The following is a 12,141-nucleotide window of genomic DNA, read 5'->3' as shown; positions in this document are numbered from 1 at the left end:
TCAGTCAGCCGTGCTGTAGGCAAAACAGCTGTCGAACTTTTCGTACGGAATGAGTTCGGCGCGCAGGCGGGCCAGTTCGATATCGGTCAGCAAGCCCCGGTGCGCTTCCTTGCGTCCTTTCGGCAGCACCACCTCGTAATCGAGGATGTCCCTGGCCAGCAAGGATTGCAGCACGTCGGCTTGGGGCACCGTCAGGTAGCGCGCATGCGTGACCAGGGTGTTGGCCAGTTGCTCCCTGAATTCGTCGTCGCTGACCTCGTTGTAGGTATCCTGGTCCGCCATGCTGTTTAATAACATGTGAAACAGGAAGTCCTGCAGGTTTTTCGCCAGGTATTGCGCTTCATTCTGGTCGTGCCACAGCAGCACGACGGGCATCTCGCCATCGTGCTGGCCTGAAGCGAAAAAACAGTAGTGGTCGCCCGCGCCCGTTTGCGCGAACGGGATGAAGCGGTAGGCGGGATCGATTTGCCGGTAATCGTCCGCGTCCAGCAAGGTTTCCGCTGCTTCGGCAACGGCCTTGATATTGAGCAATTCGAAATCGTCGGCATGCAGCAGCAGGGTGGGTTTATCCTTTAATGTGGGATAGACCAGCTTGTACCAGTCGGGACCATATTCGCCCACGGCCAGCATGCCGTCGCGCTCCAGTTGCCGGTACAGCGCGGGATAGGTGAAGCCGTGTTGCTGTTCAATTTCTGCCAGTGTCATGTTTGCCCTATTCAACGTGATTCATGTGGGCATGATAGCCGAGGCGATGTCTGGCACGCTTCACGGCTGCAATGATGTGCATAATTAATAAACATTTTAGTTTACTTATCTGGCATGACCACGTAGTCTTGCCAGACACTATCCGTCGAGCTCGCATGAAAAACTTCATCCTGATTTCCGCCGCCTGCCTGCTGGCGCTGCTGTCGACCATCGGCGCCTCGCTGCCATATCCGATCCTGCCGCCTCTTTTTGCGGCCGAGGCGCCGAACGCCTTCAACAATTTCCTCGGCTTGCCGTCGAAATTACTGTTCGGCCTGGCGCTGACGATCAATCCGCTGGGCTTGCTGATCGGCTCGGCCCTGCTGGGCCCCTTGTCGGACCGCTACGGCCGCCGTCCCTTGCTGATGCGCACGGCAGTGGGCGCCGCCATCGGCCACGCCATCACGGCCTGGGCGCTGGTGATCCAGTCCTACCCGCTGTTCATCGTCGCCCGTTTCATCACGGGTTTGCTGGAGGGCAACGGCGCCGTGGCGCGCGCCATGCTGGCCGACCAGCTGACGGGACCGCTGCGCCTGCGCGCCATGTCGTGGTTGAACGGCGCGTTCTACCTGGGCTGGCTGGTGGGGCCGATCTTGGCGGGCGCGACCCTGCATTGGGGCGTGACGGTGCCGTTCTGGATCGCCGCCGCCGCGCTGATGCTCGTCGCCGTGCTGGTGGCCGTGGGCTTGCCGCGCGAAACGCCGTCGCTATTGACGACGTCGTGGTGGCAAGTGGCGCGCGACCGCCATTCGCTGAATCTGCTGCGCCATGAGGAGCTGCGCACCCTGTTCATCGTGCAACTGGCGTTCACCTGCGGCGTGGCCAGTTTCTATGAGTTCTACCCGCTGTGGCTGGTCGAGACGGCCAATTACCATGGGCAGGCGATTGCCTGGGTGAACGTGGGCCTGTGCGGCACGATGACGATTACGTCGCTGCTGGCGGGCGGTCCCAGCCGGCATGCGCCGCTGCTGCGCGCCAGCTGGTATGCCTGCGGCGTGGCCTTGGCCGTCGGGATTTTGGCGCTGGGCAACATATGGGTGGGCATCGTCGCCATCGTGCTGTTCGGCATCCCGAATGCGCTGTACAACACGGTGATACAGGGCTGGTGCGCCGAGCGCTTCAGCGTGCACGGGCAGGGCGCCGTGATGGGCTTGCTGGCCACCACCTTTTGCATCGCCAATATCGTCGTGGCACTCAGCGGCTCCGTGCTGACTCTGATCGACACGCGCCTGATCCTCGTCGCGGGCGCCTGTTCCGCCGCCTGGGCCGCGTGGCGCATGGCGGCCTGGCGCCGCCAGCTGGCAGGTAGAGTTGACGCGAAAGCCGTGGCATGAATGCGAGCACGTCCGGGCAAACGCTGTTCCTGCTGAAGATGCGGGGGCCGCAGACGGCGCAGCAACTGGCGGCCTTGCTCGATATCACCTCCATGGGTGCGCGGCGCCAGCTGGAAGCGGCGCAGGACAAGGGCCTGGTGGCGTTCGAGGACGTGGCCGACAAGGTGGGACGCCCGTCGCGGTGCTGGCAACTGACGCCGGCGGGCCACGCGCGCTTTCCCGACCGCCATGCCGACCTGACCCTGGAATTGATCGCGCAAGTGAAAACCCTGTTCGGCGATGAGGGCCTGGACAAGTTGATCGGCGCGCGCGAACGCGGCAGCGAAGCGGCCTATGGCAAGCTGGTCGATCCTCGGCTTGATCTGGCGCAAAGGGTGGATAGCCTGGCCCGCGCGCGTGATGGCGAGGGCTACATGGCCCATGCGGAACCGCAGGACGATGGCAGTGTCTTGCTGGTGGAAAACCATTGCCCGATCTGCGCGGCGGCCACGGCATGCCAGAATTTCTGCCGCTCGGAGCTGGCCATCTTTCAGCGGGTATTGGGGGACGATTGCACGGTGGAGCGCAGCGAGTATCTGCTGCAGGGGGGAAGGCGCTGCGTGTACCGGATCGTGCCGGTGAATGCGTCGTCGGCCGGGTAGGTCGGATTACGCGCGGCGTTGCCGCGCTAATCCGGCCTACATCGTTACTTCTTGGCAGCCTTCGGCTTGGCGGCAGGCGCCGCCTTTTCAGCCGCAGCCTGCGCGCCGGCCGTGGCTTTTTCCGTGGCCTGCGCCACTTGCGCGCTGGCCTTGGCGATCTGCTCTTCCACGGTCTTCACGGCCTGTTTCGTGGCCTTGGTCACTTGTTCGTAGCCGAGGAAGGCGTTGTCGATGGCGGCCTTGACGATGGCCACGGCGTTTTCCGAGCCAGGCGGCACGTTCTTCGTGACGTCGTAGATCAGGGCGCTCAGATTGCTTTTCGCTTCGGCCACGTGGGCTTCGGCGGCCGTGGTGAATTCCGTGTGGATTTCCTTGATGATGTCGTCGAGTTGCTGTTTATACGCCTTCGCGCCTGCCACGCCCGGTTGCAGCTGGGCAGCGGCGGCGGCCATGGCGGCCTTCGGATCCTTGGCCTGGCTGATTTCCTTGCCGGCGGCAAGGCCATCCTCGATGCCGGACTTGGCGGTGGCCATGTTCAATGCCAGCACCTGTTCCACGCCTTGCACGGCCTTGGAAGTGAGGGTGTTGAAGGTCATCAGCTGGAATTCAAACAGGGCCTTGGTGGCCGATGCGAATTGTTCGGGATTCGTAAACATGTGGTCTCCTCGGTTTGAATAGATACGTTCTTATCGTTCCATACTCTTTCGACGCCGCAATGCCATCGCTTGATCTCAAGCCGGTGCCCCGTGTGGTCATGGCCCCATTATTTAACAAGCGCCGGTTTTTCGCAACGGCTATCTTTGTACGGTCCCGAGGCCAGTTCCCAGCCAAATCCCAGGGTGGACTGGGCGCACGACAGGGTGCCGTCGATCTTGCTGCGCCACTTGTACCAGGGGGGCGGTCCGGCCGAGGCGTATGCGCAGGCGGCCAGCAGGGCCGTGGCGATCAGGTATTTCATAAGTGCTCCGAAAGAATAGCCTGCCGGCATTGTAGCGTGCCTGCAGCTCAGGGCGCGGGCGATTGCGGCGCCACGGCGGGCAGCTGCAGGGTGAAGGTGGTGCCGCTGGCGTCACCGGTGCTGCTGGTGGCGTCGATATGGCCGCCCAGCACGCCCGTGACGATGTTGTGCGCCACATGCAGGCCCAGGCCCGAGCCGCCCGAACCGAGCTTGGTGGTGAAGAAGGGGTCGTAGACATGCACGAGGTCGTCGGCGGCGATGCCCACGCCCGTGTCGGCGATGGACAGGGTGATCGTCTGCCCGTCGTCGCTGCCGCGCGCCGTGATGGCGATGCTGCCGCCGCTGCGGCCTTCGAAGGCATGGCGCAGGCAGTTTTCCAGCAGGTTGCTCAGCACCTGGCCCAGCGGACCGGGATAGCTGTCCATGGCCAGACCGTCCGGCACGTCCTGCGTCAGGCTCAGGCCGGCGGCCTTGAGCGGCGTGGACAGGGGCAGCATCAGCTCGGCCACGAACTGGCGCAGCAGGAAGTGGCGGCGCTGCGAGCTGGCGCGGTCGACGGCGATCTGCTTGAAGCTCGAAACGAGGTCGGCGGCGCGCTGCAGGTTGCGCAGCATGATGGCGTCGGCCTCGCTGGCCTGGGTCAGGTAGGCGCCCAGTTCGGAGCGGCGCAGGCCATCGAGGAAACTGGCCTGGATTTCGCGCGTGCGTTCGGCCATCGTGGTGGCCACCACCAGGCCGTTGCCGATCGGCGTATTGAGTTCATGCGCGATGCCGGCCACCAGCGCGCCGAGCGCGGCCAGCTTGTCGCGGCGCACCAGTTCTTCTTGCGTGATGGACAGGTTTTCCAGCGCGGCAGCCAGTTCGCGGTTCGCCTGTTCTGATTGTTCCTTGGCCTGCGTCAGGGCCGCCGTGCGTTCGGCCACCAGTTCTTCCAGGTGGGCGCGATGGCGCTGCAGCTCGCGTTCGTGGCGCATGCGGCCAATCGCGATGCCGGCCAGGTCGGTGGCCGTGTCGATCAATTCCAGGTCGCGCGCATCGGGCTGGCGCACGTCGCGGTAGTACATGGCGAAGGAGCCGAGCACGGCGCCATCCTGGCCGAAGATGGGGCGCGACCAGCAGGCGCGCAAGCCGAACGGCGCGGCCAGCTCGCGGTAGGGCGCCCACAGCGGGTCCTGCATGATGTCGCTGACCACCACCGGTTCGCGCAGGAACATGGCCGTGCCGCAGGAACCCACGCCGGGGCCGATGGCCACGCCTTCGAGCAGGGCCATGTACTCGGGCGGCAGGCTGGGGCCGGCCGCGCTGTGCATGTGGACGCCGTCGTCGTCGAGCAGCATGATGGAGCACAGCACGCCGCGCGACTGGCCTTCGATCAAGAGCAGCAGCTGGTTCAGCGTGGGGACCAGGGGCGCGCCCTTGGCGACCATTTCCAGCAGGGCGCTCTGGCCCGAGCGCATCGCTTCGGCGAGGTTGCGTTCGGTCAAGTCGATGATGCGCGCATGCACGAGCTGGCGGCCCGGCACGGACAGGCGCATCAGGCGGATTTCGCAGGCGATCGGGTGGCTGTCGCGGTGGCAGCAGCTGGCGCGGAAGACGACGATCTTGCCTTGCAGGGTATCGCGGATCTTTTCTTCCAGCAGTTGCGGCGAGGCGCGGCCATCGCTCTGATGTGTGGGGAACAGCGGCTCCATGCCGCCTTGCAGCAGTGCGGCCAGCGGCATGCCGAACAGTTCTTCGGCCAGGTGGTTGGCGTCGATCAGCAGCTTGTTGTCGATATCGAACAGCAGCACGGCGTCGGGCGAACCGGCCAGGATCGAGTGGTAATTGACTTCCAGCGTTTGCGGATGCACGGGGCGCGGCGGCGTGGCGGGCGTGGCGAAGGGACGGGCGGCGGGCGCCTCGGCCTTGTGCAGTGCCAGTTCCATGAGAATTTTTTCCGCCACATCGCGTGCATTGAAGGGCATCTTGATGTAGTCGGAAGCCCCGGCGCCCACGCTGCGGCCCTGTTCCTCGGCGCTGGGGGTGGCCGACATCAGCAGCAGGGGCACGCTGTGGCGTCCGCCCGCATTGCGCAGGCGCATGCAGGTAGCGCCGATATTCGTGCCCGCCAGGGCCGCGTCGAGCAGGATCAGGTCCGTGCCGCCGGCCGCCAGTTCCACGCCTTCGTCGATATCGCCCGCCAGTCCCGTGCCCAGGTTATGCCGGTCCAGCACATACAGCAGTTCGCGCACTTCGTTCGGCGAATTGCTGACCAGTAGCACATTGGCCCGGTCGGTGATGGAAGAAATCAACTGGTTCATGGTGTCGCGCCCTTACGCGGTTCATGGGCCTAGTATTACATCAAGGCAAGTAGGAGTAAACGATAATTCTTGATGATCAAAAGCAATCTGTTCACGCCGCATTTTGCGCTGCCGGTGCCGCGTCCAGGGCCGCGCGCGCCTGTTCGATGCGCGGGTAATTATCCTCGATCCAGTCGACCAGCACGGCCAGGCGTTCGGCCGCCTCGCGACCCAGCGGCGTGAGGCTGTATTCCACCTTGGGCGGTATCACCAGGTAGGCCTGGCGCAGCACGAAGCCGTCGCCCGCCAGCGCTTCCAGGGTTTGCGCCAGCATCTTTTCGCTGACGCCGCCCACTTCGCGGCGCAGTTCGCTGAAGCGCCGCGTGCCGCTCAGCAGCAGTACCAGCACCAGCACGGCCCAGCGGCTGGTCAGGTGGCTGAGCACGGCGCGCGACGGGCAGGCGGCCGCCAGCAGGTGCGCGCCCTGGTTCTGGCGGGCGAGGGCGGCGCGCAGGCTGGCGCCGGGAGTGTCTGTGGACATGATAGTTGGCCTTCAATGTGAGGTAATTCATACTTACCAAAAGGTACGTACTTACAATAAGTAAGTAATAGTCCTATTATAGGGTTTTACGACCCACCCTCCAAGGAGAAATCATGATCGTCATTACCGGCGCCACAGGCAATCTGGGACAGCACGTCATCGCCAATCTGCTCAAATCCGTCCCCGCAGCCAATATCATCGCCGCCGTGCGCAACCCGGCCAAGGCCGCCGACCTGGCCGCCAAGGGCGTGCAAGTGCGCCAGGCCGATTACAACGATGGCGCCAGCCTCGATGCGGCATTCAAGGGGGCAACGAAAATCCTGCTGATCTCGTCGAGCGAAGTGGGTCAGCGCGCGCAGCAGCACCAGAACGTCATCGATGCGGCCAGGCGCGCCGGCGTTTCCCTGCTTGCCTATACCAGCGTCTTGCGCGCCGATACGTCGCCGCTGGGCCTGGCCGCGGAACACGTGATCACGGAAGCGTCCATCCGCGCGTCCGGCCTGCCGTACACATTCCTGCGCAATGGCTGGTATCTGGAAAACCATACGGAGCACCTGGCGCCCGTGCTCGAGCATGGCGTCGTGCTGGGCGCGGCGCAAAGCGGGCGCTTCTCGTCCGCCGCGCGCGCTGATTATGCTGCCGCCGCTGCTGCCGTGCTGGTCGCGGCCCAGCCGCAAGCCATCTATGAACTCGCTGGCGACCACGGCTTTACCCTGGCCGAGTATGCGGCCGAAGTGGCGCGCCAGTCGGGCAAGGCGATCGTCTATAAAGATTTGCCGCAGGCGGACTTCAAGGCGGCGCTGGTGAGCGTGGGCGTGCCGGAAGGCTTTGCGGACCTGCTGGCCGATTCCGATGCGGGCGCGGCCAAGGGTGGCCTGGAAGACCACGGCAGGCAATTGAGCGCGCTGATAGGCCGTCCGACGACGAGCCTGTTTGACGCCGTGAAGGCGGCGCTGGGCAAATAAGGGGAGGGTGCCGCAGGTTGGGGAAACCGCGCGGCATTCTGAAATGAAAAAAGCCGCAAACTCGTGAAAGTTTGCGGCTTTTTTGCGAATTAGGTAATGGTGCCCACGAAGGGACTCGAACCCCTACACCCGAAGGCACATGGACCTGAACCATGCGCGTCTACCAATTCCGCCACGTGGGCACTGATGCTGCTACTACTCTACTACTGCTATATCTCACTACTGTACTGCGGACTACAACGAAAACGACTCGTTGCTGGTGGTGCCCACGAAGGGACTCGAACCCCTACACCCGAAGGCACATGGACCTGAACCATGCGCGTCTACCAATTCCGCCACGTGGGCATTGTGCTGCTAACTGCGATACTGCCTTGCTACTTTACTGCGGATCACAACAATCGACAACTTGTTGCTGGTGGTGCCCACGAAGGGACTCGAACCCCTACACCCGAAGGCACATGGACCTGAACCATGCGCGTCTACCAATTCCGCCACGTGGGCATTGTTACTGCTTGCTGCTTGTCGCTGCATGTTCTGCAGCGAGGACAAAATCATAAGGGCTGGCGCGCATTCGGTCAATCAACATTTTGCACTTTTCTTCAAGAAACATGTTTTTTTGCTTGAAAAGGGCTGCTCCCTATGAAAAAGGCGTGAATTTGCCTCTTTTTTCAGCGTTTCTTGCATGTTCCTGTCTGTCGGCAGGCCGTGCTGCTCGACTGCGGCAGTGCGACCGGTAAAGTTATGTTGGCGGGAGAGGGGGGGATGTCTGGCGCGGAAATGAAAAAAGCCGCAAACTCGTGAAAGTTTGCGGCTCTTTTGCGAATTAGGTAATGGTGCCCACGAAGGGACTCGAACCCCTACACCCGAAGGCACATGGACCTGAACCATGCGCGTCTACCAATTCCGCCACGTGGGCACTGATGCTGCTCTATTACTTGTTGCTTGCTACTTTTACTGCTCGAGTACTTGTTGCAAAATAAATTTACAGCAATTCTGCTATTATAGCGGCTTGAAGAGTTTTGCGCCAGATGAGCTTTCGCTCCATACTGCACATCAACCCTGTACCGCTTTCCTGCAACTGCATTCCCGTGAAGGTTTGTCGCTGCAAGAGACCGAGATTATAGAGCAATATTTGCCGAAGTCAAATGCATTGCGCAGCTTTTCTCCTTTTTTTCATCGGCGGGGCACTTGTTCGGTTTCCGCTACGCTGTCCGTTAGGCAAACCAAGGCGTCCTCCGGTACACTACCGGACATCACCGTGTCAATATTGACGGTGATGTCATCGGTCTTTGTCTTCCGTTTGATCACTGTCAATAACAACTATAGAAATACTTTTGAGCCAAAATACCCACACCATCCCCAGCCGGGAGGACATTCTCGGCATATTCCGCAGCGTCAACGCGCCTCTCGACCCGCAGTCTCTCGGGAAAACGCTGCAAGTGCATGCCGATTCCATGGATGTCCTGGTCCGTCGCCTGAAGGCGATGGAGCGCGACGGCCAGCTCAAGTCTGACGCCAGCGGTGTTTTCAGCCTGGCCGACCAGAGCGCGCTCGTCGCCGGTCGCGTCATGAGCCACCGCGACGGCTTCGGCTTTGTCATTCCCGACGACGCCAGCGCCGACCTGTTCCTGCCCGAGAAAGAAATGCAGAAAGTACTGCATGGCGACAAGGTCATGGCCCGCATCGTCGGTACGGACCGCCGCGGCCGCCCGGAAGGCACGATCGTCGAAGTCACGCAGCGCGCCAACACCCACGTCATCGGCCGTTTGATCCAGGAAAACGGCACCTGGGTCGTGGCGCCGGAAGACCAGCGCATCGGCCAGGACATTCTCGTCACCGGTTCGGTGGGCAATGCGAAGGCCGGCCAGATCGTCAGCGTCGAGCTGACCGAGCAACCCATGCGCTTCAAGCAGCCGGTCGGCAAGATCGTCGAAGTGCTCGGTGCCCTGGATGATCCCGGCATGGAAATCGAGATTGCCGTACGTAAATTCAACGTGCCGCACATCTTTTCCGCCGCCGCCCTCAAGCAAGCTGAAAAACTGCCGTTCGAAGTGCGCGCCGCCGACCTGAAAGACCGTGTCGACCTGCGCGACGTGCCATTGGTGACCATCGACGGCGAGGACGCGCGCGATTTCGACGATGCCGTGTATTGCGAACCCGTCAAGATCGGCCGCGCCAACTGCTTCCGCCTGATCGTGGCGATTGCCGACGTCAGCCATTACGTGAAGCCGAACGACGCGCTCGATATCGACGCGTTAGAGCGCAGCACGTCCGTCTACTTCCCGCGCCGCGTGATCCCGATGCTGCCGGAAAAACTGTCGAACGGCCTGTGCTCGCTGAACCCGGCCGTCGACCGTTTGACCCTCGTCTGCGACGCCGTCGTCAGCGACAAGGGCGAACTCAAGGCTTACCAGTTCTACCCGGCCGTGATCCACTCGGCCGCGCGCCTCACGTATGATGAAGTCGCCGCCGTGCTGGGCAACACCAAGGGACCCGAAGCGGCACGCCGCGCGGACATCCTGCCGCACCTGCAGAACCTGGAAGCCGTCTACCGCGCCTTGCTGAAAGCACGCACGGAGCGGGGCGCCATCGACTTCGAGACGACGGAAACGTATATCGTCTGCAACAGCGCTGGCAAGATCGAAAAGATCATCCCCCGCACGCGCAACGAAGCGCACAAGATCATCGAAGAGTGCATGCTGGCGGCCAACGTCTGCGCTGCCGATTTGTTGCTGCGCAACAAGCATCCAGGCACCTACCGCATCCACGCCAGCCCGACCAAGGAAAAGCTCACGCAAGTGCGCACCTTCCTGAAACAGGTCGGCCTGAACCTGACGGGCGGCGACACGCCGTCGGCCTCCGATTACCAGACCCTGATGCAGCAGATCAAGCAGCGTCCCGACGCGGCCCTGCTGCAGACGATGCTGCTGCGTTCGATGCAGCAAGCCGTCTACAGCCCGGACAATATCGGCCACTTCGGCCTGGCCTACGAGGCGTATGCCCACTTCACCAGCCCGATCCGCCGCTATCCCGACCTGCTGACGCACCGCGCCATCAAGGCCATTTTGCAAGGCAAGAAATACGAGCCGAAGCTGTCCGATAAGGTCGTGCTGAACACCAACGTGTCGAACGCCACGCGCAAGCAGCAGGCGAAGGACAAGGCTGACGGCAAGCCGAAGAAGACCGATTTGACCATCTGGGACGCGCTGGGCGTGCATTGCTCGGCCAATGAGCGCCGCGCCGACGAAGCGTCGCGCGACGTGGAAGCCTGGCTCAAGTGCTACTTCATGCAGGATAAACTGGGCGAAGAGTTTACCGGCACGATCACGGGCGTGACCACCTTCGGCGTGTTCGTGCAGCTCGACACCCTGTTTGTCGAAGGCCTGGTGCACGTCACCGAGCTGGGTACCGATTACTTCCAGTACGACGATGCGCGCCATGAATTGCGCGGCGAACGCACGGGCAAGCGTTATCAATTGACGGACCGTCTGACGGTGCAAGTGGCGCGTGTCGACCTGGAAACGCGCAAGATCGACCTGCGCCTGGTCACCGATGCGGAACTGGCGGGCGACGAAGCGCCAGCCAAGCCGAACGGCGGCGGCAAGCGCAAGGGCGAGAAGAAAGCCATGGTCAAGCCCGGTCCTGCGACCGAGCAGCGCCATGAAATCAAGGCCGGCGGCAACAATGGCGGCAAACCCGGCAATGGTTCCGGCGGCCGTTCCAACGGCGCCAAGCCCGCAGCCAAGGCCGCCCTGAAGGAAGCCCCCAAGACAGCCGCGCCGAAGCGCAGCAAGAAACCAGCCGCGGCACCTGCCGCGGCGGCACCACGAGCAGCAAAAACTGTATCTGCATCAAAAACAAGCAAGAAGAAACGATAAACAATGAAGAATAAAATGATTTTCGGCTTCCACGCCGTCACCTCGCGTCTGCGTCATGAAGCGTCGTCCGTGGAAGAAATTTTCGTCGATGCCAGCCGCGTCGACGGCCGCATGAAGGACATGATCGCCGCCGCGAAAGCGGCCAACGTGCGCGTCATGCCCGTCGATTCGTCGCGTCTCGATAAAATCGTCGGCACGCGCCGCCACCAGGGCGTGATCGCGTTTGCGTCGCAGCTGTCGCTGGCGCGCAACCTCGACGAGCTGCTGGACGCCATCGACGGCCCGCCGCTGCTGTTGATTCTCGACGGCATCACCGACCCGCACAACCTGGGCGCCTGCCTGCGCGTGGCCGACGGCGTCGGCGCACATGCCGTCATCGTGCCGAAGGACCGCGCCGTGGGCCTGAACGCCACGGCCGCCAAGGTCGCCAGCGGCGCCGCCGAAACCGTCCCGTACATCACCGTGACGAACCTGGCGCGCACCATGCGCGAACTCAAGGATCGCGGCATCTGGCTGATCGGTACGTCGGACGACGGCGAAAAAGGCCTGTACGAAGCCGATTTCACGGGCCCGACGGCCCTCGTCATGGGTTCCGAAGGCGAAGGCATGCGCCGTTTGACGCGCGACACCTGCGACATCCTCGTCAGCATCCCGATGTTCGGCTCCGTCGAGAGCCTGAACGTATCGGTCGCCTCCGGTGTGTGCCTCTACGAAGCCCGCCGCCAGCGTATCGCGAAAGAAGGCTAAAAAACGTCCAGGGCGGCGTTGCATTGCCTCGCCGTACTTGCGTACTGTCTTCGG

General features: G+C 62.6%; 10 protein-coding genes and 4 tRNA genes. 5 read left to right on the top strand and 9 right to left on the bottom strand.

Going from position 1 to position 12,141, the window contains the following annotated elements; genetic code table 11:
• On the bottom strand, positions 1 to 705 hold the full coding sequence (locus AC0V2Y_RS00800; protein WP_475413508.1) for an SMI1/KNR4 family protein: 705 nt from the start codon (positions 703 to 705) through the stop codon (positions 1 to 3).
• Between the two features lie 155 nt (positions 706 to 860).
• On the opposite strand from AC0V2Y_RS00800, the gene AC0V2Y_RS00795 reads away from it, so the two are divergent.
• Both AC0V2Y_RS00795 and AC0V2Y_RS00790 read left to right on the top strand, forming a co-directional pair.
• Positions 861 to 2,078, top strand: a complete 1,218-nt coding sequence (locus AC0V2Y_RS00795) for an MFS transporter (RefSeq protein WP_475413507.1) — start codon at positions 861 to 863, stop codon at positions 2,076 to 2,078.
• On the top strand, positions 2,075 to 2,719 hold the full coding sequence (locus AC0V2Y_RS00790; protein WP_475413506.1) for a helix-turn-helix transcriptional regulator: 645 nt from the start codon (positions 2,075 to 2,077) through the stop codon (positions 2,717 to 2,719). Before AC0V2Y_RS00795 ends, AC0V2Y_RS00790 begins: the two co-directional genes overlap by 4 nt.
• 44 nt (positions 2,720 to 2,763) lie before the next feature.
• Here AC0V2Y_RS00790 and phaP read toward each other — a convergent pair whose 3' ends face one another.
• From phaP to AC0V2Y_RS00770, 4 genes are all read right to left on the bottom strand, one after another.
• Positions 2,764 to 3,375, bottom strand: coding sequence for a TIGR01841 family phasin (gene phaP / locus AC0V2Y_RS00785; protein WP_070218072.1), 612 nt, complete (start codon positions 3,373 to 3,375; stop codon positions 2,764 to 2,766).
• Positions 3,376 to 3,482: 107 nt separating this feature from the next.
• Positions 3,483 to 3,677, bottom strand: a complete 195-nt coding sequence (locus tag AC0V2Y_RS00780) for a hypothetical protein (protein ID WP_475413505.1) — start codon at positions 3,675 to 3,677, stop codon at positions 3,483 to 3,485.
• Between the two features lie 47 nt (positions 3,678 to 3,724).
• On the bottom strand, positions 3,725 to 5,977 hold the full coding sequence (locus AC0V2Y_RS00775) for an ATP-binding protein (protein ID WP_475413504.1): 2,253 nt from the start codon (positions 5,975 to 5,977) through the stop codon (positions 3,725 to 3,727).
• A 91-nt stretch (positions 5,978 to 6,068) separates the two neighbouring features.
• Entirely contained in the window at positions 6,069 to 6,497 is a 429-nt protein-coding gene (locus tag AC0V2Y_RS00770; protein WP_475413503.1) for a winged helix-turn-helix transcriptional regulator, read from the bottom strand.
• Positions 6,498 to 6,610: 113 nt separating this feature from the next.
• Here AC0V2Y_RS00770 and AC0V2Y_RS00765 point away from each other — a divergent pair, with 113 nt between their 5' ends.
• Entirely contained in the window at positions 6,611 to 7,462 is an 852-nt protein-coding gene (locus AC0V2Y_RS00765) for an SDR family oxidoreductase (protein WP_475413502.1), read from the top strand.
• Between the two features lie 97 nt (positions 7,463 to 7,559).
• On the opposite strand, the gene AC0V2Y_RS00760 is transcribed toward AC0V2Y_RS00765, so the two are convergent.
• From AC0V2Y_RS00760 to AC0V2Y_RS00745, 4 genes are all read right to left on the bottom strand, one after another.
• A tRNA-Leu gene (locus AC0V2Y_RS00760) sits at positions 7,560 to 7,644 on the bottom strand.
• A 78-nt stretch (positions 7,645 to 7,722) separates the two neighbouring features.
• A tRNA-Leu gene (locus AC0V2Y_RS00755) sits at positions 7,723 to 7,807 on the bottom strand.
• A gap of 71 nt (positions 7,808 to 7,878) precedes the next feature.
• Positions 7,879 to 7,963: transfer RNA gene (locus AC0V2Y_RS00750), tRNA-Leu, on the bottom strand.
• Between the two features lie 330 nt (positions 7,964 to 8,293).
• Positions 8,294 to 8,378: transfer RNA gene (locus tag AC0V2Y_RS00745), tRNA-Leu, on the bottom strand.
• 418 nt (positions 8,379 to 8,796) lie between these two features.
• Between AC0V2Y_RS00745 and rnr the strand changes: the two genes are divergently transcribed.
• Both rnr and rlmB read left to right on the top strand, forming a co-directional pair.
• Positions 8,797 to 11,340 carry a ribonuclease R gene (gene rnr, locus AC0V2Y_RS00740; RefSeq protein WP_475413501.1) on the top strand — a complete coding sequence of 848 codons (2,544 nt, stop codon included), beginning with the start codon at positions 8,797 to 8,799 and terminating at the stop codon, positions 11,338 to 11,340.
• Positions 11,341 to 11,343: 3 nt separating this feature from the next.
• Positions 11,344 to 12,087, top strand: coding sequence for a 23S rRNA (guanosine(2251)-2'-O)-methyltransferase RlmB (gene rlmB, locus AC0V2Y_RS00735; protein ID WP_086148101.1), 744 nt, complete (start codon positions 11,344 to 11,346; stop codon positions 12,085 to 12,087).
• The last annotated feature ends 54 nt before the right edge of the window (positions 12,088 to 12,141 follow it).

The sequence above is a fragment of the Janthinobacterium sp. BHSEK genome (genome assembly GCF_056174685.1).
The sequence above is the reverse complement of the archived record's forward strand: the minus strand, read 5'-3'. Positions and strand labels throughout refer to the sequence as shown.

Coding starts and splice junctions, on each gene's coding strand:
- AC0V2Y_RS00800 (WP_475413508.1), bottom strand. CDS start 705: ATGACACTGGCAGAAATTGAACAGCAACACGGCTTCACCTATCCCGCG.
- AC0V2Y_RS00795 (WP_475413507.1), top strand. CDS start 861: ATGAAAAACTTCATCCTGATTTCCGCCGCCTGCCTGCTGGCGCTGCTG.
- AC0V2Y_RS00790 (WP_475413506.1), top strand. CDS start 2,075: ATGAATGCGAGCACGTCCGGGCAAACGCTGTTCCTGCTGAAGATGCGG.
- phaP (WP_070218072.1), bottom strand. CDS start 3,375: ATGTTTACGAATCCCGAACAATTCGCATCGGCCACCAAGGCCCTGTTT.
- AC0V2Y_RS00780 (WP_475413505.1), bottom strand. CDS start 3,677: ATGAAATACCTGATCGCCACGGCCCTGCTGGCCGCCTGCGCATACGCC.
- AC0V2Y_RS00775 (WP_475413504.1), bottom strand. CDS start 5,977: ATGAACCAGTTGATTTCTTCCATCACCGACCGGGCCAATGTGCTACTG.
- AC0V2Y_RS00770 (WP_475413503.1), bottom strand. CDS start 6,497: ATGTCCACAGACACTCCCGGCGCCAGCCTGCGCGCCGCCCTCGCCCGC.
- AC0V2Y_RS00765 (WP_475413502.1), top strand. CDS start 6,611: ATGATCGTCATTACCGGCGCCACAGGCAATCTGGGACAGCACGTCATC.
- rlmB (WP_086148101.1), top strand. CDS start 11,344: ATGAAGAATAAAATGATTTTCGGCTTCCACGCCGTCACCTCGCGTCTG.